Raw genomic sequence first — 19,912 nt, forward strand, 5'->3', positions numbered from 1 at the left:
GACGGAACAAGGGGCCCGGCCGGCCATCTACTGGCTGCCAGCCGCCGGTTCGGCCGGAATGCCGGCTCCCGGCATGGCTTCCTGCTCCTGCTGCATCTGCTGCTGGCTGGCGGCCGCGGCGGCCTCGGCTTCCTTTTCCTCCAGCGTCCTGAATTCGGGCATCGCTTCCAGCTGCTCCCGGGTGGCGCTGACCACGAAGAAGCGCTCGTTGTCCTGCCGGGTCATCTGGACGCTGTCCCAGGCCAGCGCCACGCGCTTCTGGCCGATTCCGAGAAAGCCGCCGATGCCGACCACGATCGCCTCGACCTGCCCGTCCTCGGTGACGACCAGGTCGGAGATCTTGCCGATCGTCTCCTGGCCGTTGGTCACGTCGACCCCGAGCAGGCTCTGGGCGCGGACCTGATGCTCGCCCTGCTCGGGCACCGGCTCCGGGGCGCTGCCCGTCGCCATCGGCGCGTCGCCGGCTGCGGCCGGAGCATCGGCGGCAGGGGCCGGCATCGTCGCGTCATCGGTCTGCTGGGCAAGGCCTGGTGCCGCCGCCAGGGCAAGCATGGTCGTGGAAACGAGAAGCATGCGTCTCATGGCTCTCACTCCCTAGAGGTGTCCTAGTTCAGATGAACAGACGCTCCTGCATATGCAAGTACGCGGCCGAAAATAGCTCGGTCGATGGATGTCAGTTCACAATTCTGATGAATATGAACTCCGCGTGGACACATGGTGATCTGCTGGTGGTTGACTGGAACTTCTCCGCCTGATTTTGGATTGCGATCGGTGTCCCGAAGTCATCCGCCGCAAGGCAGCCGGCAAAAACCCTCATCGGCTCGATGCGGGCCAGGTCTTTCCCATGGTTACAGCACCCGAAATCTCGCCGCTCCTGGCGATGAGCTTCGGTGGTTCCGGCTGAGGTGGGGGCTTTCGGAGGATTACCGGTCCTGCCCATTGAACAGCAGGCGCGCCGGCCCCGTGAATCGTGGTCCGGTCTTGGGGATGCCGCCATGACGGGGCAGAGGCATCCTCTGGCGCCGGATGGTCGCCGGTTCTAGGCTGGCGGCCAGGGCCAGGATGGAGGGCGGCGATGGTTCGGCAGAACGAGCGGATGGCGTGGTTCAACGGCGAGATCATGCCGGAACGCGAGGTGCGCATCCCGTTTCGCGATTCCAGCTGGCTCTACGGTGACGGCTGCTTCGACATGACCCGCAGCTTCGGCGGCAAGCTCTTCAAGGTGAAGGAGCATGTCGCCCGGCTGTACCGCTCCCTGAAATACCTGCGGATCGACCCGGGCTTCGGGCCGGAGCGGATGTGCGCGATCAGCGAGGAACTGTTCGAGGTCAACCGGCACCTGCTCGGGCCGGACGAGGATTTCTGGCTCGGCCAGCGGATCAGCCGCGGCGTGCGCGAGGTGGAGGGCTATCAGGTCGAGCATCACGGGCCGAACGTGGTGGTCGAGTGCATGCCGCTGCCGTTCCGCCAGCGGGCCAAGCTGTTCATCGACGGGATCAGCGTGCTGGTGCCCTCGCAGCGGCGGGTGCCGCCGGATTCGCTGAGCCCGCGGGTCAAGTCGCACAACTACCTGAACCTGATCGTCGCCAGCCAGGAAGTGCATGCCCAGGACCCGTCCGCCTGGCCGATCCTCCTGGACATGAACGGCAACCTCGCCGAGGGGCTGGGGTCGAACATCTTCGTGGTCAAGGACGGGATCATCCTGACGCCGCGCGACAAGTACGTGCTGCCGGGGGTCTCGCGGCAGACCGCGATCGACCTGGCGCGGGCCGAGGGGATCCAGGTGCGGGAGACCGACATCGATCTCTACGACGCCTACAACGCCGAGGAGATCTTCATCACCTCGACCTCGCTGTGCCTGTGCCCGGCGACCCGGTTCAACGGCGTCGAGGTCGGCCCGAAGGGCCAGGTATGGGGGCCGGTATCCCGCCGGCTGGCCGACGCTTACTGCCGGCTGGTCGACTTCGACTATGTCGACCAGTACCGCCGGCACTACGACAACGAAGCGCCGTCCCGCCCGTTCTGAGGCGGCCGGAGAAGCGATCGTTCCGTCGGCGGGCCCTTGAAGCACGAGGCCGCCGACGGTCGGCGGCTGGCTGCGGCTCCACCAAACAAGGGCGGCCATGCTTGCGCACGACCGCCCTGGTCTGGGAGCCCTGAGGACCAGTCATCAATGACCTTGTCCCGAGGTTCGGGTCGAGACCCGATAGCACGAAAAAAGTGCCTGAAGAGTTTTGTGACCAATCCGACTGTATCTTAAATAAGTAACGTTCTGTCTCGCGCAGAGCCAAGACACCTTCCGGGCTGCCTGCAGTATCGTGGCAGGTGATGAGCCTGGGGGTGGAATTATCTTGGTATCCGATGCGATCCGTATCTTCGTCCATGGAGCAAGACGTCGGCGGCGGAGGTCCACCGCTGGCTCCCTGCTCTCGAACGGCCGTACGTGTGAAATGCTTCTTTTTCAAAGTTCCAAACTGTCGGCTCGTTCACCATGCCATAGGCATGAGCGCCCGATCAACACTTTGATCCGGGCGGGTCGGACAAATTATAGCTTTTCCTGGAAAAGCCAGCCTGCCAGTCGCGGCAAGGCTACAAGCCGGACGCCCAAGGTGATGCAAGGAAAAGAGGTGGTGGACGATCGGGCCGACCGGCGGATCTCACCACGGGCCCAGCCGAATCAGCGGGAAATGTCCTTGCCCGAGCGCCGTTCTAGTTTCCGGAAGCTTATATCTTCGCTCGAGGGGTGACAGGCCTGTTACTGCAGGGTTGCAATCGTTACTCCGGACGCTCCTGGAGCGAGTTGGGGCCCTGTCCCGACTTTCCGGCCGGTCCCGCTGGCCGGGCGGAAGCGCCGCTGGTACCACCGTCGCCGGTTGTTTCCGCCTGGAGTTGCCGCACGTGACCAAGCTCGATGTCGTCCCTGTTCTCGCCGAAGCGGAGCGCCAGTTCCCGGAGACGATCGAGCGGCTGAAGGCGTTCCTGCGCTTCCCCTCGATCGGCACCGCCCCGGCCTACCACGCCGCCACCAAGGACTGCGCGGCCTGGCTTGCCGAGGAACTCGCGGGGCTCGGGTTCGACGCCTCGGTCCGGCCGACCGGCGGCATGCCGATGGTGGTCGCCCATCACCCGGGACCCGCCGGCCAGGACGTGCCGCACCTGCTCTATTACGGCCATTACGACGTCCAGCCGGTCGACCCGATCGAGCTGTGGGACAGCCCGCCGTTCGAGCCGACGGTGGTGGAGGACGCGAAGGGCGGACGGATCGTCGCCCGCGGGGCCGTGGACGACAAGGGCCAGGTGATGACCTTCGTCGAGGCGTTCCGCGCCTGGCTGAAGGTCCACGGCACCCTGCCGTGCCGGGTCACCGTGTTCATCGAGGGCGAGGAGGAAGGCTCGTCGCCGTCCCTGGAGCCGTTCATGCACGCGCACAAGGACGAGCTGCGCGCGGACGTGTGCATCGTGTCCGACACCGGAATGGTCGACGCCGACACCCCGGCGATCACCACCTCGCTGCGCGGCCTGGCCTATGTCGAGGTGACGGTGCAGGGCCCGAGCATGGACCTGCATTCCGGGATGTATGGCGGGGTCGCGGTGAACCCCAACAACCTGCTGGTGCGGATCCTGGCCGAGATGGTGGATGCCGACGGCAGGGTCGCCATTCCCGGCTTCTATGACGGGATCCTGGAGCCGAGCGCGGCCGTGACCGAATCCTGGAAGGCCTTTCCCGTCACCGAGGCGCAGTTCCTGGACGGGGTCGGCCTGACCGGGCCGCATGGCGAGAAGGGCCGCTCGTTCCTGGAACGCAACTGGACAAGGCCGACCCTCGACATCAACGGGATCTGGGGCGGCTATACCGGCCAGGGCTCCAAGACGGTCATTCCCTCCAAGGCCTCGGCCAAGATCAGCGCGCGGCTGGTGCCCGGCCAGCAATGGGAGAAGATCGCCCCGGCGATCCTGAAGTTCGTGCAGGACCGGCTGCCGGCGGACTGCCGCATGACCTACCAGGATTTCGGCTCGTCGCCCGGCATCACCGTGCCGGCGGAAGGGCCCTGGATCGAGGCAGCGCGGGCCGGGATCGCCCAGGTGTTCGGCAAGGAGCCGGTCCTGATGGGCTGCGGCGGCTCGATCCCGGTGGTCGGCAGCTTCAAGGAGATCCTGGGGATGGACACGCTGCTGGTGGGCTTCGGCCTGGACGACGACCGGGTGCACAGCCCGAACGAGAAGTTCGACCTGATCTGCCTGCGGCGCGGCGTCCAGACCCATGTGGCGATGCTGGCGCGGCTGGCGGACGTCTCAGCCTGACGGCCGGGGCGGGCCGGCTTCCAGGAAGATCGCTTCCAGGGCGCGCGCGGCCCGCGACGGCTGGCGTTCCCGGTGGCGCAGCATCGAGAACGCCCGGGGCGGCAGGGACAGGCCGGCCTGGACCAGGCGGCCGGCTGCCAGGTCGGGCGCTGCCACCAGTTCCGACATCACCGCCGCGAGCGGCCCGGCCTGGACCGCCGAGCGCACCGATTCGTTGGAGGGCAGCTCCAGGACGACCTGGAGCTGGCCCGGCTCCAGGCCCAGGCCGCGCAGCGCGTCCTCGAAGACGGAGCGCGTGCCGGAGCCCGGCTCCCGCATCACCCAGCGCCCCGCCGCCAGCTCTTCCGCCCCGAGCGGGCGGCCGTCCGACCAGGGATGGCCCTGCGGCACTACTACCATCAGCCGGTCGGTGGCCACGGCCCGGCGATGCAGTTCCGGCATGTCGGTGTCGTCCTCGACCAGCCCCAGATCGGCGCTGCCCTCCATGATCGCCGCAGCCACGCCCTGGCTGTTGCCGATCTCGATCTGGACCTCCACGGCCGGGTAGCGCTCACGGAACGCGACCAGCCGCGGCGGCGCCCAGTAGCTGGCGATGGTCTGGCTGGCATGGATCCGCAGGCAGCCCCGCAGCATGCCCCCCAGTTCGGCCAGGGCCTGCTCTGCTGCCCTCGCGGCCGCAAGGGTGGCCCGTGCCTCCGGGACCAGGGTGCGGCCGGTCTCGGTGAGCTCGATCCGGCGGCCGACCCGGTGGAACAGGGTGATGCCGTAGCGCTGCTCCAGCGACCGCACGGCGGCGCTGACCGCCGACGGCGACAGATTGAGCTTCGCCGCTGCCTGGGTCAGATGCTCCAGTTCCGCCACGACCAGGAAGATGCGGAGCTGCTCTAAGGTCATGGGCGCCCACTGTTCAATTTTCTAGAACGATCGATCCGAAGATTCGCGATGGACCGAACGGACCGGGAGGCGCGAGGTTCCGCTCCCGTGACGTGGAGTTCCCGATGCGCTGCCGTTCTCCGGCCGACATGGCCATTCTTCTTCCGGGCCTCGCCTGGTGCGCGGGCGTCGCGGCGGTCGCCCTCCTGGTCGAGCGGGCGGAGCTCCATCTGGCCGGCCGGGCCTGGCTGGACGGGCTGGTGCTGGCGATCCTGCTGGGCATGGCGGTCCGCAGCCTGGTCCGGCCTGGCCCGGCCTGCGCCGCCGGCATCGCCTTCGGGGCCAAGCCCGTGCTGGAAGCGGCGATCGTGCTGCTCGGCGCCTCGGTGAGCAGTGCCGCCCTGGTCGCGGCCGGGCCGCTCCTGATCCTGGGCATCGCCGGGGTGGTCCTGGCCTCGCTGCTTGCCAGCTACGGGATCGGCCGGATGGCCGGGCTCGGGCATCGGCCGGCAATGCTGGTGGCCTGCGGCAACTCGATCTGCGGCAACTCGGCGATCGCGGCGGCGGCTCCGGTGCTGGGCGCGGAGGGCGACGAGGTCGCGTCGGCGATCGCGCTCACCGCGGTGCTGGGGGTGCTGGTGGTGCTGGGCCTGCCGCTGCTGGCGCCGCTGCTCGGCCTGTCGCCGGCGCAGTACGGGATCTTCGCCGGCCTGACCGTGTACGCGGTGCCGCAGGTGGTCGTGGCCACGGCACCGGTGTCGGTGCTGAGCGTCCAGCTCGGGACGCTGGTCAAGCTGGTGCGCGTCCTGATGCTGGGCCCGGTCGTGCTGGGGCTGGCGCTGAGCCGCGGGACGACGGCCGGCCGGCCGCCGCTGCACCGGATGGTGCCCTGGTTCATCACCGGCTTCCTGGCGATGATGCTGCTGCGCTCCCTGGGATGGATCCCGGCGGCGGCGCTGGCGCCGATGGCGCAGATGGCCGACATCCTGACCGTGACCGCCATGGCGGCCCTGGGGCTGATGGTGGATGTCCGGGCGGTGGCCGGGGCCAGCGGGCGGGTCGCCCTGGCGGTCGTGCTGTCGCTTCTGACGCTGGCCGCGATCAGCCTTGGCCTGCTTCGCCTGCTGGCGATCAGCTGACGCGGCGGATTCTACAGGCTCTGCTGGTGCTCCCGCCTCTATTGCACTGCAAACAACATCCTCGTCGATCCAACCCCTTGTCGAATCTGCTCATCTTGCCTAAGGCGCCGTGCGTGGGTGCGACAAGAAAGCATCCGCGCCACACTTGGCGGGCGGGGAAGAGCGTCTAATGCAGATCGGGGTGCCGAGAGAGCACGCTGCGCACGAGCGTCGTGTCGCGGCAACACCAGAGACGGTCAAGAAGCTGAAGGCGCTTGGCGTCGACGTGCTGGTGGAGGCCGGAGCCGGCGCCGGATGCGACTTCGCTGACCAGCTCTATGCCGATGCCGGCGCCACCATCGTGCCGGACCCGGCCGCGGTGTTCGCCGCCGACATCGTGCTCAAGGTCAAGCGGCCGGACGAGCGCGAGATGGAACTGCTCCGTCCGGGCCAGGTGCTGGTGGGCCAGCTCGACCCCTACATGAACAAGGAGCAGGTCCAGGCCTATGCCGGCAAGAAGGTGTCCAGCTTCGCGCTGGAACTCCTGCCGCGCACGACCCGGGGCCAGGCCATGGACGTGCTGTCCAGCCAGGCGAACCTCGCCGGCTACAAGGCGGTCCTGGACGCGCTCGAGCACTATAGCCGCGTCATGCCGATGATGATGACCGCGGCCGGCACGGTCACCGCCGCCAAGGTGTTCGTGATGGGGGCGGGCGTGGCCGGCCTGCAGGCGATCGCCACCGCGCGGCGCCTGGGCTCGGTGGTGACCGCCACCGACGTGCGGCCCGCCGCCAAGGAAGAGATCGCCTCGCTCGGTGCCAAGTTCGTGGGCTTCATTCCCGAGGGGGCCGCCACCGCCGGCGGCTATGCCCGGGCGCTCACGCCCGAGGAGCAGGCCGAGCAGAAGAAGGTGGTCGCCGACCACATCAAGAACCAGGACATCGTGATCACCACCGCCCTGATCCCGGGCCGCAAGGCCCCGGTGCTGGTGACCGAGGCCATGGTGGCATCGATGAAGCCGGGCTCGGTGATCGTCGACCTGGCGGTCGAGACCGGCGGCAATGTCGAGGGCTCCAGGGTCGGCGAGGTGGTGGTGAAGAACGGCGTGAAGATCGTCGGCAACCCCAACGTGCCCTCGCGCCTGGCTCCCGCCGCCTCGCTGCTCTACGCCCGCAACCTGCTGAACTTCGTGACCCTGCTGGTCGACAAGGAGAGCAAGGGGCTGGTGATCAACCGCGACGACGAGCTGATCAAGGGCACCCAGCTCACCGATGCCGAGGGCGCGGTCGTGCACGATGCCTTCAAGGCCGCCTGAGGACGCTGGAGAGAAGCAATGGAACTGATCGATCACAGCGTCTTCAACCTGATCATCTTCGTGCTGGCGATCTTCGTCGGCTACTACGTGGTCTGGTCGGTGACCCCGGCGCTGCACACCCCGCTCATGGCGGTCACCAACGCGATCAGCTCGGTGATCATCGTCGGCGCCCTGGTCGCCAGCGGCTCCGGCAGCACGGTGGCCCTGGTGTTCGGCTTCATCGCGGTCGTGCTGGCGGCGGTGAACATCTTCGGCGGCTTCGCGGTGACCCACCGCATGCTCGCCATGTTCAAGAAGCGCGGCTGAGGAACCTACCATGAGCCCGAACCTCGCCGCCATCGGCTATCTGATCGCCGCGATCTGCTTCATCGTCAGCCTGCGCGGCCTGTCCTCGCCGGCGACCTCCCAGCGCGGCCTGCAGGCCGGCATCCTGGGCATGGGGCTGGCGATCGTCATCACCCTGCTCTCGCTGGCCGAGCCGTCCTTCCTGGCCTATGTCCTGATCTTCCTGGCGCTGGCGATCGGCGGCGGTGCCGGCTTCTACATCGCCCGCACCGTGGCGATGACCGCGATGCCGCAGCTGGTCGCGGCCTTCCACTCGCTGGTGGGCCTGGCCGCGGTGTTCGTCGCCGCCGGCGCGTTCGCCAGCCCGGAAGCCTTCCACATCCTGGTGCCCGGCAGCGTCGACACCATCAAGGGCCTGTCCCTGGTCGAGATGGGCCTGGGCGCGGTGGTGGGTGCGATCACCTTCACCGGCTCGATCATCGCGTTCGCCAAGCTGCAGGCGATCATGGGCTCGGCCCCGATCATGCTGCCGGCCCGGCACCTCATCAACATCGCCATCGGCGTGATCATCGTCCTGCTACTGGTCTGGCTGATCGCCGCGCAGAGCACGGCGGCCTTCGTGCTGCTGATCCTGTTCTCGCTGCTGATCGGCGTGCTGCTGATCATCCCGATCGGCGGCGCGGACATGCCGGTCGTGGTCTCGATGCTGAACAGCTATTCGGGCTGGGCGGCGGCCGGCATCGGCTTCACCCTGAACAACCAGGCGCTGATCATCACCGGCGCCCTGGTCGGCAGCTCCGGCGCCATCCTCAGCTACATCATGTGCAAGGCGATGAACCGCTCGTTCATCTCCGTGATCCTGGGCGGCTTTGGCGAGAGCGGCGGGGCGGCGGCTGCCGGCGGCGCCGAGCAGAAGCCGGTCAAGGCGGGCTCGGCCGAGGATGCCGCGTTCATGATGCAGAACGCCCAGAAGGTCATCATCGTGCCGGGCTACGGCATGGCGGTGGCGCAGGCGCAGCATTCGGTCCGCGAGCTCTACGACGCGCTGACCAAGGAGGGCGTCGAGGTCAAGTTCGCGATCCACCCGGTCGCGGGCCGCATGCCCGGCCACATGAACGTGCTGCTGGCCGAGGCCAACATCCCCTACGACGTCGTCTACGAGATGGAGGACATCAACAGCGAGTTCGGCCAGGCCGACGTCGCCTACGTGATCGGCGCCAACGACATCACCAACCCGTCCGCCAAGACCGACAAGGCCTCGCCGATCTACGGCATGCCGGTTTTGGACGTCGACCGGGCCAAGGCGGTGTTCTTCGTGAAGCGCTCGATGGCGGCGGGCTATGCCGGCATCGACAACACGCTGTTCTTCCAGGACAACACGATGATGCTGTTCGGCGACGCCAAGAAGATGACCGAGACCATCGTCAAGTCGATGACCGGCGCGGGGCACTGAGGCCCAGCCGATCGGACCGGTCGTGACGGAACGGCGCTGGGGGCAACCCCGGCGCCGTTTTCTTGTGGGCCGGCCGGATTGGTCCTACATCTTGCCCAGGATGTAGGACGGAGGCGGACATGCGGAAGGTGTCGGCGCGGGAGGCCAACCAGAACTTCTCCCGGCTGCTTGCCGAGGCCGAGGCCGGCGAGACGATCGTGATCACCAAGCGCGGATCCGAGGTGGCGGAACTCGTGCCGGCCTCTACCCGCGCCCAGCGGCGCTCGTTGCAGGAGCAGGCGGAGCGCCGGGCCAGGATCGACGAACTTGTCGCATGGCTGAAGGAAGGCGTGGAGTTCACGGAGCCCGCGGAGTTCAAGCGGGAGGAGATCTACGACCGGTGATCGGCATCGACACCAATGTCCTGGTTTATGCCGCCCAGCAATCGGACGATCCCCGCCATCTCCGGTCGGCGCGGATCATCGAGGTGCTGATCACCACCGACCAATTGTTCATCCCGCTCCAGGCCCTGGGCGAAATGTACCACGTCCTGCGCCGCAAGACCCGGATGCAGCCTGGTGATCTGGCAGGTCTGGTCCGGCGATACCTGGACCTGGCAGACACGGAAGCCTACCGGCCGTCGGACTTGGCGAGGGCCATGGCGGCGGTAGCCGATCATGGGCTGCCGTTCTGGGATGCCCTGATCTGGTCGGTCTGCGACCGGATGGCGGTGCCGATCCTCCTGACCGAGGACCTGCAGGAAGGACGGACGCTGGGCTCGGTCACCTTCACCAACCCGTTCGGCGATCGAGCCGGCAGGATCCTGGCGATCTAGCCGGCGCCGCCGCTCAGTCGTGGTCCTTCGGCCGGCCGCGCATCGACTTGATCCCGGAGCGCTGCGACTTGGCCGCCAGCCGCCGTTCCTTGGAGCCCTTGGTCGGCCGGGTAGCCCGGCGGGTTTTCGGGCGGACCGCGGCGGCGCGGATCAGCGCCACCAGGCGGGCCAGGGCGTCCTCGCGGTTGCGCGGCTGGTCGCGGAAGTCCTGCGCTTGGATGATCAGGATGCCGTCCTGGGTCATCCGCGACCCGGCCAGGTGGATCAGCCGCTGGCGGATGTCCTCGGGCAGGGAGGGCGAGTTCAGGACGTCGAAGCGCAGCTGCACCGCCGAGGACACCTTGTTGACGTTCTGCCCGCCGGGCCCGGACGCGCGCACGAAGCTCTCGTCCAGTTCGCGGGGATCCAGCTGGATGGATTTGGTGACGGGGATCATCGAAGGCTTCCAGAACGGCTCGCGGCCTTCTTAGCGCAACCAAGCGCGTTGACCACCGCCTCGTCACCCCGGAAGGATCGGGCGACCCCAGCTGCGACCGGAACCGCCCATGTCCCTTTCAACGAAGTCCATCCTGGTCACCGGCGCCACCGCGGGCATCGGCCAGGCCATCGCCCGGGTGCTAGCCGGACGCGGCGCGCGCCTGCTGATCACCGGCCGCAACGCCGAGGCGGGCAGGGCGCTCGAGGAGGAACTGGCGAAGGCCGGTGCGACGGTCAGGTTCGTTCGTGCCGACGTGACGGACACCGATGCGCCCAGGCTGCTGGTGGACGCGGCGGTGGACGCCTTTGGCGGGATCGACGTGCTGGTCAACAATGCCGGGATCGTCGCCCGCGGCGATGCCGAGCACTGCAACGACGAGCAGTTCGAGCGGATCATGGCGACCAACGTCACCGCCCTGTTCCGGCTGAGCCGTCAGGTCCTGCCGGTGATGCGCCGGGGCGGCGGCGGCTCGATCGTCAACATCGCCTCGGACTGGGGGCTGGTCGGCGCGGTCGGCGCGGTCGCCTATGGCGCCAGCAAGGGGGCGGTGGTGCAGATCACCCGCTCCATGGCGATCGACCATGCCCGGGACGGGATCCGGGTCAACGCGGTCTGCCCGGGCGACACCGACACCACCATGCTCGACGGCGCCATGACCGGCGGGGACCGGGCGGCGGAGCTGGCGAAGATGGGGCAGGCGCTGCCGCTCGGCCGGGTCGGCCAGCCCGACGAGATCGCCAAGGTGGTGGCGTTCCTGGCCTCCGACGACGCCAGCTTCATCACGGGCGCCTGCCTGCCGGTGGATGGCGGCAACACCGCCCAGTGAGCGTCAGCAAGCTCCGTCGAGCGTCAGCGCCGGCGGACCATGCCGGCCGCCAGCATCAGGATGATCCCGGCCAGGGTCAGGACGCCCAGCGCACCGGCCAGGCCGATCGCCTTGGCCAGGAAGCCGATCAGGGGCGGGCCGGCCAGGAAGCCGACATAGCCGATGGTCGCGACCGCCGCCACGCCGGCGCCGGGCGCAGTCCCGGGCAGCCGGGCGGCCTGGCCCAGCAGGACCGGCACGATGTTGGCAGCACCCAGGCCGATCAGGCCGAACCCGGCGGCGGCCACGAACGGCATCGGCACCAGGGTGGTGATCAGGAACCCGGCGGTGATCAGGAAGCCGCCGGCGCGCAGGACCATGACCCGGCCGAACCGGTCGGTGACCGCGTCGCCGATGAAGCGGCAGCTGGCCATCGCCAGGGAAAAGGCGGCAAAGCCCGCCGCCGCGACCGCGGGGGTGGCGCCGGTGTTCTGCACCAGGTGCAAAGCGCTCCAGTCGGCGGCGGCACCCTCGACCACCATCACCATCATCGCCAGCAGGCCCAGCACCAGGGCGGCGCCGTGCGGCAGGGCGAAGTGCGGGCCGCCGGCCTGGTGGGCCGGGTCGGGCAGGGGCAAGAGCCAGTTCCAGACAAAGGCGATGATGGCGGCGGCCAGGCAGGCTGCCAGCAGCAGGCCGGACCCATCGCCCCAGCCGGCCCCGATCATGACGCCGCCGATGGCAGCGCCGGTCAGGCCGCCCAGGCTCCAGAAGCCGTGGAAGGAGGACATGGTCGCCCGGCCACGGGCGCGCTCGACATCGGTCGCCTGGGCGTTCATCGCGACATCGAGGCCGCCATTGAGCATGCCGAACAGCAGGGCCGCCACGAACAGCAGCGGCAGGTTCGGCGCCAGCACTGGCAGCGCCATCACCAGCACGAACCCGGCAATGAAGAAGCGGGTCGCCCGGTCGCTGCCGAACCGGCCGGCGGCCCAGCCGGCGAGCGGCATGGTCGCCATGGCGCCGCCGGCGACCGTGAGCAGCACCAGCCCCAGCACGAACTCGTCGATGCCGTGGACGGCGCCGATGATCGGGATGTGCACGGCCCACAGCCCGATGGCGGTGCCGTTGACCATGAACACGGTCGAGACGGCCGCCCGGTTGCGGTCGACCGCGCCGCGACGGTCGGCGGTGGTGGCGGTCATCGCGTTTCTCCGGGTGCGCGCAGGATCTCGGGTCCCTCGTCGCCGACGATCCGCTCGACCAGGGCGGCGGGCGCGTCGGCCTCGATCACCAGCTGGTCCAGGGCCGCCAGGGGGGCGATGGTGAAGGGGGCGGAGGCGCCGAGCTTGTCGTTCAGCACCGCCGTGACCACCCGCCCGCTCACCTCGATCATGGTGCGCTTGACCACGGCGTCGTCGGCGAACACGGAGGCCAGCCCGTCATCGGCCGACAGGCTGCAGGCGCCGAGCAGGCAGAGATCCGCCCGGATCTGCCGGATCGCGTCGGTCACGCCGGTTCCGGTGACCGCACCGGCCCGATGGCTGAGGCTGCCGCCCAGCAGGATCACCTCGATGGAGTTCCGGCCGAGCAGGGCGCTGGCGATCGCCGGGCTGTTGGTGACGATGGTCGCCTCGAGGGCAGCCGGCAGGCAGTGCATCACCGCGAGGTTGGTGGAGCCGGCATCCACGATCACCACCTCGCCCGGCCGGATCAGCCCGGCGGCTACCCGTGCTATCGCCTGCTTGCGCGGCCGCTCGGCCTGCTCGCGCTCCAGATAGGGGCGGGGTGCGGTGATCTGGCGGACGGCACCGCCATGGACCCGCTGCACCCTTCCGGTGGCGGCGAGTTCGCGCAGGTCGCGGCGGATGGTGTCCTCGGAGGTGCCGAAGTCACGGGCGAGCTCGGCGGCAAGCACGCGGCCGTCGCGCTCGATCAGGGTGAGGATCGCCCGCTGGCGCTCCTCCGGCAGGACAATGGCAGTGACGGTCATGGCAGGCCCAGAAGTTCGTGCACGTTCGGGTACACGAACATGCACGAGCGTGCAATGCGGATCTGCCGGCGTTGTTCAGGCAGGGAAGATCCGGGCGCTGGCTGCACGAACATGCACGCTGTCGCCCCTGGCCAGCCCCAGCTCCCTCCAGCGCGAGGGCGGCAAGGAGGCCTCGACCGGGTCGGCCCGCCCCTCCACGTCCAGGTCGACCCGGATCACCGAGCCCAGCGCGGTGACGTGCCGGATCCGGGCAAGCGCGCCGTCCTGCCCGGCGACCCGGCTCATCTCGATCTCCTCCGGCCGGACATAGGCGATGCCCTGCGCAGCCGGGGTCTCCAGGCGGAAGGGGCGGCCCAGGACATGGGCGACGCTGTCCTTGGCCTCGAACGGGATGCGGTTCACCTGGCCCAGGAACTCGTAGACGAACGGGTTGGCGGGATGCTCGTAGATGTCGGCCGGCGCGCCGACCTGCTCGATCCGCCCCTTGTTCATCACCACCACCCGGTCGGCCAGCTCCAGCGCCTCTTCCTGGTCGTGAGTCACGAACACCGAGGTCAGCCCCATCTCGTGGTGCAGCCGGCGCAGCCAGCGGCGCAGGTCCTTGCGCACCTGGGCGTCCAGGGCGCCGAACGGCTCGTCCAGCAGCAGCACCTTCGGCTCGATGGCGAGTGCCCGCGCCAGCGCCACGCGCTGGCGCTGGCCGCCGGAAAGCTGGGTCGGGTAGCGATGGGAGAGGCCGTCCAGCTGGACCAGCTGGAGCAGCTCGTGGACCCGCCGCGCGATCTCCGCCTTGTCCGGCCGCTGGGCGCGCGGCTTCACGCGCAGGCCGAACGCCACGTTCTCGAACACGGTCATGTGCCGGAACAGGGCATAGTGCTGGAACACGAAGCCTACCGCGCGCTCGCCCACCGCCCGGGTGGTCGCGTCGTCGCCGTTGAACAGGACCTGGCCGCGATCGGCGAACTCCAGGCCGGCGATGATCCGCAGCAGCGTGGTCTTGCCGGAGCCGGAGGGGCCCAGCAGCGCCACCAGCTCGCCCTGCGACACCGTCAGGTCGACGTCGTGCACGGCCACGAAGCCGTTGAATTCCTTGGTCAGTCCCTTGACCGTGATCGTCATCGAAGGGGCTCCAGCATGAAGCGGGGTCAGTGGCGGCGGGTCGCGGCCAGCTCGGCGCCGTAGCGCCATTCCAGCAGGTGCTTGATCACCAGGGTGACCAGGCCCAGCAGGGCCAGCAGGCTGGCGACCGCGAAGGCGGCCACCGACTGGTACTCGTTGTAGAGGATCTCGACATGGAGCGGGATCGTGTTGGTGAGGCCGCGGATATGGCCGGACACCACCGACACCGCGCCGAACTCGCCCATCGCCCGGGCGTTGCAGAGCAGGACCCCGTAGAGCAGGCCCCACTTCACGTTCGGCAGGGTCACCCGGCGGAAGGTCTGCCAGCCGGACGCGCCCAGGGACAGCGCCGCTTCTTCCGAATCGCGCCCCTGCTCGGCCATCAGCGGGATGAGCTCGCGGGCGATGAAGGGAAAGGTGACGAAGATGGTCGCCAGCACGATGCCCGGCACCGCGAACACGATCTTCACGCCCATCGCGTCCAGCCAGGGGCCGAAATAGCCGCTGCCGCCGAACAGCAGCACCCAGACCAGGCCGGAGATCACCGGGGAAACCGAGAAGGGCAGGTCGATCAGGGTGGTGAGCAGCGCCTTGCCGCGGAAGTCGAACTTGGCGATCGCCCAGGCGGCGCACAGCCCGAACACGAGGTTGGCCGGCACCGCGATCGCCGCGATCAGCAGGGTCAGGCGGATTGCCGCCAGGGCGTCGGGTTCGGTGATCGCCGCGGCATAGGCGCCCCAGCCCTCCCGGAACGCCTCGATCAGCACCACCAGCAGCGGCAGGACCAGGAAGCCCAGCAGGAACAGGACGGCGATGGCGGTGAGCGTCCAGCGCGCCCAGCGGCCTTCGCCGGGTGAAGCGGGCGGGCGGGGAGCCGCCACGGCAGGAAGGCTCGCGATCATCGCCGTTCGTAGCTCCGGGTCCAGGCCTGCAGCAGGTTGATCAGCAGGAGGAGGAGAAAGGAGGCCAGCAGCATCAGGACGCCCACGGTGGCCGCACCGGCATAGTCGAACTCTTCCAGCCGGATCACGATCAGCAGCGGGGCGATCTCCGATTCGTAAGGCATGTTGCCGGCGATGAAGATCACCGAGCCGTACTCGCCGACCGCGCGGGCGAAGGCCAAGGCGAAGCCGGTGAGGGCGGCCGGCAGGATGCTCGGCACGATCACCCGCCAGACGGTCTGCAGCCGGCTGGCGCCCAGCGTCGCCGCGGCCTCCTCGACCTCCTTCTCGAAGTCCGCCAGGATCGGCTCGACGGTCCGCACCACGAAGGGCAGGCCGATGAACACCATGGCGACCACCACGCCGGCCGGGGTGAAGGCGATCTCGATGCCGAGCGGCTCCAGCAGACCGCCGATCCAGCCGTCGCCGGCGAACAGGGCCGTGAGGGTGATGCCGGCCACGGCGGTCGGCAGCGCGAAGGGCAGGTCCACCGCGGCGTCGAGCAGGCGCTTGCCGGGAAAGCGGTAGCGGACCAGCACCCAGGCGACCAGCACCCCCATCACCAGGTTCACCAGAGCGGCGATCAGCGCGCCGCCGAAACTCAGGCGCAGGGCGGCAAGGGTGCGGGGGTCGGTGGCGACCTCGATGAAATGGCCGATCCCGTCGCCGAAGCTGCGCAGGAACATCGCGGCCAGCGGGATCAGGACGATCAGCGACAGATAGGTGACGGTCAGGCCCAGGGTCGGGCCGAAGCCCGGCAGGACCATGCGGCGGACCGGCCGGAGACCGGCCGGCGCCGGGGCGGCCAGGCCGCTCATCGGAACGGGCGCATCGGAACGGGGAGCAGACTGGTCGGCATGACCGTACCCTTGGCGACGCGCCTGGAAGGCGCAGAGGAGGCAGGTTGGACGGAGGCCGCCCCGTTCAGTCGGCGACCACCAGATGCAGGCCGGCCGGAGGCGTCATGGGATCGGCCTCGACCGGCAGCCCTTCCGGTTCGGACATCGCCTCGGCAACGGCGGCGGGAGCGACCGCGGCGGGGGCGACGATGGCGGGCGGGGGTTGATGGAGGGCTTGGGTGGATACGAGGTTGTCGGTGCCGGAACCGAGGTGGAGGAAGGGAACGAGGGCGACCAGGGCGCCCAGAAACAGGATACCTCGGGCTAGGTGACGGCTCGGTCCACCCATGGGCAGGCTCCATTTGATAAACACTATGGATTTTATAAACTATCCGTCCCGAGGTTGCACGCGAAACTTTTAAGCGCCCGCCGGCCGCCTCAGCCGGCCACCACCGCCGCCGGCGGCCACAGGCCTTCCGGGCCGATGGCGGGCTGACGACGCCCTGCCGGAGCCGCCTCCTCCGCCGCCCGGTCGAACCCGATCGCCACGACCAGCGCATCGCCGGCGAGCTCGTCCAGCCGCGCATGCACCAGGCCCGGATCGCCGCCGGGACTGCCGCCCAGCTCCACGAACAGGGTGACCCGGCCCAGCCGGCGCAGCATCCGTGCCCGGCCCGTCTCCAGCGCGGCCGGCCGCTGCCGGGTGCCGGCCAGGGAGGAGGCCAGGTCAACAAGGCGCGGGTCGCGCGCCAGGCTCGCCAGCGGCGAGTTCTCCTCGATCCCGACCGTGCCCACCGGCCGGCCGGCGGCGCGCAGCCGGGCGGCGGCCTCGACCGCCAGCCAGGCCACCTCGTCCCGGGGGAACAGGCGCACTGGCCCCGGACCCTGCGCCGGCTCGGGCGCAGCCTTGGCGGAACTCGGGCGGATCGGCAGGTCGAGCATGGTCATATGCCACCTCCATGGGACACGTGGATCCCGCATTCGCTTTTCGACGATCCCGACCAGCGGCCGGCGCGCGGATCCTCGCCCTCGGCCACCGGGCGGGTGCAGGGCGCGCAGCCGATCGAGCGGAAGCCTTCCGCGACCAGCGGATGGGCCGGCAGGTCGTAGCTGGCCCGGTACGCCTCCAGGTCCTCCGCCGACCACTCCGCCAGCGGGTTGATCTTGATCCGGCCGCTGTTTCGCTCAGGCTCGAACAACGGCAGGACCTGCCGGGCGCCACCCTGGAACCGCTTGCGCCCGGTGATCCACGCGTCGAAGCCGGACAGCGCCTCGTCGAGCGGCTCGGTCTTGCGGAAATGGCAGCAGACGTCCGGATCGCGGCTGTGCAGGTCGGCCCGCGGATCGATCCGGCCGAGCATCCGCAGGTTCGGGGTGGCGCTGCGGACATCGCGCAGGCCCAGCAGCTTCACGAGCTGGTCGCGATAGGCGAGGGTCGCCGGGAAATGGGCGAGGGTGTCCAGGAAGATCACCGGGATATCCGGGTCGACCGACGCCACCATGTGCAGCAGCACGACGCTCTCGGCGCCGAACGACGAGACCAGGGCGATGCGGCCGCGCAGGCTGCCGCCCTGGCCGAGCACGGCGGCGAGCAGGTCGCGGCCGCACAGATGGCCGTGAAGCCGGTTCAGTTCGCCGCTCATCGTCTCGATGGAGCCGGGCAGCTCGGCGCGGACGGCCCCGATGGCTGGTTGCGGCATGAGGATCCTCCGGACGCAACGATGCGGGAGGTGAAACTACATGCTCGGCCCGGGTGCTCCAGCCATATTTCATGAATCCGGGTGTTATGTTTCCTATATATCAATTATTATTTGTAAATTGACGGCGGCGGCCAAGCGCAACGAGCCCGCCGAGTTGCCCCGGCGGGCTCAGATCGCTTGCTGCATGGCGACGCTCCAACGTGACGAGACCGCGGGAAAATCCCGGCGATCGCTCAAGTCAGGGCGACGAGCTTGAACTCAGAGTTCGTCGCGCTCGGCGCGCTTGCGCATCAGCTTGCGGAAACGGCGCACGGCTTCCGCCTTCTCGCGGGCACGGCGCTCGGAAGGCTTCTCGTAATGCCTGCGCATGCGCAGCTCACGGTACAGACCCTCGCGCTGCATCTTCTTCTTCAGTGCGCGCAGAGCCTGGTCGACATTGTTGTCGCGGACCTGGACCTCGACGATGACCGTTCTCCTCGGCATAAAACCATACGACACGCGCCGCGGCCGCGGTTCCGACCGACGCGGCCGGGCCTATATCACCGTCCGCGGGCAGGGGCAACATGGTCGCGCCGTCCGGCGGCCAGCCGATCGGCCGGCGTGACGCCGCCGGCAGGACGGTCTAGATCTCCGGGCATGACCATACTTCCCGTCCTGCGCATGGGCCACCCCACGCTCCTGGCGGTCGCCGAACCGGTCGGCGACCCGACGACGCCCCAGATCCGCCGCCTGGCCCTGGACATGATCGAGACCATGCATGCCGAGGAGGGAATCGGCATCGCGGCCCCCCAGGTCGGCCGCTCGCTGCGCCTGATCGTGGTGCTGCCGATCGAGGAGCGCGGCGCGGCCGGGGACGTGGACGCGATCGAGCCGCTGGTGCTGGCGGACCCGGTGCTGGAGCCGGTGGGCGACGCCGTCGAGGAGGCGGTGGAAGGCTGCCTCTCCATCCCGGGCCTGCGCGGGCAGGTGCCCCGGCCGGCCCGGGTGCGCTGGCGCGCGCGCGACCTGGACGGCGAGGAACTCGGCGGCGAGGCGGGCGGCCTGTTCGCCCGGATCCTGCAGCACGAGGTCGACCATCTGGACGGTATCCTCTACCCGATGCGGATGAACGACCTACGTTCTCTGGCATTCGTGGACGCCGTGGAGGCGGCCGGGAGCAACGAAGCGGGAGCGCCGGAAGGGGCGAAACCATGAAGTCCGATGAGGCCCTGGCCCTGAAGGCCGCCGAGAAGGACCGCCTGTTCGAGATGGTCCTGCAGCATGTCCCGTTCGACGGCTGGGGCATCAAGAGCCTGAACGCGGCGGCCCAGGACCTGGGCATGACCACGATCACCGCAAGGCGGCTGTTCCCGCAGGGCCAGGAGAGCCTGCTGGCCTGGCTGGGCGACTGGCTGGACCGGCGCGCCGCCGAGCGGCTGGCCGACGTCGCCCTGGACCGGCTGCGCATCCGCCAGCGGATCGCCAAGCTGGTCTCGGTGCGGCTGGAGGTCCTGCAGGGCCACAAGGAGGCGATGCGCCGGGCGGTCGCCGCCGGGGCGCTGCCGCGCAACCTGTTCGCCACCGGCCGCCGGATCTGGTCCGGCGCCGACGGGATGTGGCGTGCGGCCGGCGACCGTGGCACCTCCTCGGAGTTCGACTACTGGACCAGGCGGGGCCTGCTTTCGGCGGTCTGGGTGTCGACCTTCCTGTTCTGGCTGGAGGACCGCAGCGAGAACGACGCCGAGACCCTGGCCTTTTTGGACCGGCGCATCGAGAACGTGATGGGCATCGCCATGCTCAAGGGCCGGGTCGAGGGCATGGTGCGCAGCATCCCGGGCCTGCGCATGTTCCTGCCCGAAAAGCCGGCCGGCAGCCGGCGCGGCTGACGATTCCGAGGC

General features: G+C 69.3%; 23 protein-coding genes. 11 read left to right on the plus strand and 12 right to left on the minus strand.

The annotated features are described in order from the left end of the window. Positions 1-27: 27 nt before the first annotated feature. The gene (locus GEMRO_RS30465; protein WP_084507174.1) at positions 28-582 is read right to left on the minus strand and encodes a PRC-barrel domain-containing protein; all 555 of its coding nucleotides are present in this window, start codon (positions 580-582) and stop codon (positions 28-30) included. Positions 583-1,075: 493 nt separating this feature from the next. Here GEMRO_RS30465 and GEMRO_RS0118485 point away from each other — a divergent pair, with 493 nt between their 5' ends. Together GEMRO_RS0118485 and GEMRO_RS0118490 are read left to right on the plus strand one after the other, a co-directional pair. Continuing rightward, on the plus strand, positions 1,076-2,026 hold the full coding sequence (locus GEMRO_RS0118485; protein WP_027135192.1) for an aminotransferase class IV: 951 nt from the start codon (positions 1,076-1,078) through the stop codon (positions 2,024-2,026). A gap of 872 nt (positions 2,027-2,898) precedes the next feature. Next, entirely contained in the window at positions 2,899-4,302 is a 1,404-nt protein-coding gene (locus tag GEMRO_RS0118490) for a M20/M25/M40 family metallo-hydrolase (protein WP_027135193.1), read from the plus strand. On the opposite strand, the gene GEMRO_RS0118495 is transcribed toward GEMRO_RS0118490, so the two are convergent. Next, positions 4,294-5,196 (minus strand): LysR family transcriptional regulator, encoded by a 903-nt coding sequence (locus GEMRO_RS0118495; RefSeq protein WP_027135194.1) that lies wholly within the window; start codon positions 5,194-5,196, stop codon positions 4,294-4,296. The genes GEMRO_RS0118490 and GEMRO_RS0118495 overlap by 9 nt on opposite strands. A gap of 104 nt (positions 5,197-5,300) precedes the next feature. Here GEMRO_RS0118495 and GEMRO_RS0118500 point away from each other — a divergent pair, with 104 nt between their 5' ends. From GEMRO_RS0118500 to GEMRO_RS0118525, 6 genes are all read left to right on the plus strand, one after another. Then, positions 5,301-6,314, plus strand: a complete 1,014-nt coding sequence (locus GEMRO_RS0118500) for a YeiH family protein (RefSeq protein ID WP_027135195.1) — start codon at positions 5,301-5,303, stop codon at positions 6,312-6,314. A 169-nt stretch (positions 6,315-6,483) separates the two neighbouring features. Further along, a complete protein-coding gene (locus GEMRO_RS0118505) occupies positions 6,484-7,608 on the plus strand; it encodes a Re/Si-specific NAD(P)(+) transhydrogenase subunit alpha (RefSeq protein ID WP_027135196.1) in 1,125 nt (374 codons plus the stop codon). 18 nt (positions 7,609-7,626) lie between these two features. After that, positions 7,627-7,914 carry a proton-translocating transhydrogenase family protein gene (locus tag GEMRO_RS0118510; RefSeq protein ID WP_027135197.1) on the plus strand — a complete coding sequence of 96 codons (288 nt, stop codon included), beginning with the start codon at positions 7,627-7,629 and terminating at the stop codon, positions 7,912-7,914. Between the two features lie 10 nt (positions 7,915-7,924). Further along, on the plus strand, positions 7,925-9,346 hold the full coding sequence (locus GEMRO_RS0118515) for an NAD(P)(+) transhydrogenase (Re/Si-specific) subunit beta (protein WP_027135198.1): 1,422 nt from the start codon (positions 7,925-7,927) through the stop codon (positions 9,344-9,346). A gap of 119 nt (positions 9,347-9,465) precedes the next feature. Next, positions 9,466-9,729, plus strand: a complete 264-nt coding sequence (locus GEMRO_RS30470) for a type II toxin-antitoxin system Phd/YefM family antitoxin (RefSeq protein WP_035485580.1) — start codon at positions 9,466-9,468, stop codon at positions 9,727-9,729. Beyond that, positions 9,726-10,160 (plus strand): PIN domain-containing protein, encoded by a 435-nt coding sequence (locus GEMRO_RS0118525; RefSeq protein WP_027135199.1) that lies wholly within the window; start codon positions 9,726-9,728, stop codon positions 10,158-10,160. Before GEMRO_RS30470 ends, GEMRO_RS0118525 begins: the two co-directional genes overlap by 4 nt. A gap of 13 nt (positions 10,161-10,173) precedes the next feature. Here the strand turns inward: GEMRO_RS0118525 and arfB are convergent, their stop codons facing one another. Continuing rightward, positions 10,174-10,596: an alternative ribosome rescue aminoacyl-tRNA hydrolase ArfB gene (gene arfB, locus GEMRO_RS0118530; RefSeq protein WP_027135200.1), complete on the minus strand. Its 423-nt coding sequence runs from the start codon at positions 10,594-10,596 to the stop codon at positions 10,174-10,176. A 109-nt stretch (positions 10,597-10,705) separates the two neighbouring features. Here arfB and GEMRO_RS0118535 point away from each other — a divergent pair, with 109 nt between their 5' ends. After that, a complete protein-coding gene (locus tag GEMRO_RS0118535; RefSeq protein WP_027135201.1) occupies positions 10,706-11,464 on the plus strand; it encodes an SDR family NAD(P)-dependent oxidoreductase in 759 nt (252 codons plus the stop codon). Between the two features lie 23 nt (positions 11,465-11,487). Here the strand turns inward: GEMRO_RS0118535 and GEMRO_RS0118540 are convergent, their stop codons facing one another. The 9 genes from GEMRO_RS0118540 to rpsU all read right to left on the minus strand — a co-directional run bounded on the left by GEMRO_RS0118540 (position 11,488) and on the right by rpsU (position 18,518). Then, positions 11,488-12,648 carry an MFS transporter gene (locus tag GEMRO_RS0118540; protein ID WP_027135202.1) on the minus strand — a complete coding sequence of 387 codons (1,161 nt, stop codon included), beginning with the start codon at positions 12,646-12,648 and terminating at the stop codon, positions 11,488-11,490. Next, the gene (locus tag GEMRO_RS0118545; RefSeq protein ID WP_027135203.1) at positions 12,645-13,436 is read right to left on the minus strand and encodes a DeoR/GlpR family DNA-binding transcription regulator; all 792 of its coding nucleotides are present in this window, start codon (positions 13,434-13,436) and stop codon (positions 12,645-12,647) included. Before GEMRO_RS0118545 ends, GEMRO_RS0118540 begins: the two co-directional genes overlap by 4 nt. 75 nt (positions 13,437-13,511) lie before the next feature. Continuing rightward, on the minus strand, positions 13,512-14,555 hold the full coding sequence (locus GEMRO_RS0118550) for a sulfate/molybdate ABC transporter ATP-binding protein (RefSeq protein WP_027135204.1): 1,044 nt from the start codon (positions 14,553-14,555) through the stop codon (positions 13,512-13,514). Positions 14,556-14,581: 26 nt separating this feature from the next. After that, complete coding sequence (gene cysW / locus GEMRO_RS30475; protein ID WP_035485582.1) at positions 14,582-15,457, minus strand: sulfate ABC transporter permease subunit CysW; 876 nt, start codon at positions 15,455-15,457, stop codon at positions 14,582-14,584. After that, on the minus strand, positions 15,454-16,314 hold the full coding sequence (gene cysT, locus GEMRO_RS0118560; protein ID WP_027135205.1) for a sulfate ABC transporter permease subunit CysT: 861 nt from the start codon (positions 16,312-16,314) through the stop codon (positions 15,454-15,456). The genes cysW and cysT overlap by 4 nt, the downstream gene beginning before the upstream one ends. Positions 16,315-16,420: 106 nt before the next feature. Then, the gene (locus GEMRO_RS34370; protein WP_157505641.1) at positions 16,421-16,684 is read right to left on the minus strand and encodes a hypothetical protein; all 264 of its coding nucleotides are present in this window, start codon (positions 16,682-16,684) and stop codon (positions 16,421-16,423) included. A gap of 89 nt (positions 16,685-16,773) precedes the next feature. Further along, a complete protein-coding gene (locus GEMRO_RS0118575; RefSeq protein ID WP_027135206.1) occupies positions 16,774-17,283 on the minus strand; it encodes a hypothetical protein in 510 nt (169 codons plus the stop codon). Continuing rightward, entirely contained in the window at positions 17,280-18,035 is a 756-nt protein-coding gene (locus GEMRO_RS0118580) for a phosphoadenylyl-sulfate reductase (RefSeq protein ID WP_051329223.1), read from the minus strand. Before GEMRO_RS0118580 ends, GEMRO_RS0118575 begins: the two co-directional genes overlap by 4 nt. A 258-nt stretch (positions 18,036-18,293) precedes the next feature. Next, the gene (gene rpsU / locus GEMRO_RS0118585) at positions 18,294-18,518 is read right to left on the minus strand and encodes a 30S ribosomal protein S21 (protein ID WP_027135208.1); all 225 of its coding nucleotides are present in this window, start codon (positions 18,516-18,518) and stop codon (positions 18,294-18,296) included. Positions 18,519-18,671: 153 nt separating this feature from the next. Here rpsU and def point away from each other — a divergent pair, with 153 nt between their 5' ends. Next, the gene (gene def, locus GEMRO_RS30480; RefSeq protein ID WP_035485584.1) at positions 18,672-19,229 is read left to right on the plus strand and encodes a peptide deformylase; all 558 of its coding nucleotides are present in this window, start codon (positions 18,672-18,674) and stop codon (positions 19,227-19,229) included. Next, positions 19,226-19,900, plus strand: coding sequence for a COQ9 family protein (locus GEMRO_RS30485; RefSeq protein ID WP_051329224.1), 675 nt, complete (start codon positions 19,226-19,228; stop codon positions 19,898-19,900). Before def ends, GEMRO_RS30485 begins: the two co-directional genes overlap by 4 nt. The last annotated feature ends 12 nt before the right edge of the window (positions 19,901-19,912 follow it).

This window comes from Geminicoccus roseus DSM 18922, assembly GCF_000427665.1.
In the GTDB taxonomy this organism is placed as follows: domain Bacteria; phylum Pseudomonadota; class Alphaproteobacteria; order Geminicoccales; family Geminicoccaceae; genus Geminicoccus; species Geminicoccus roseus.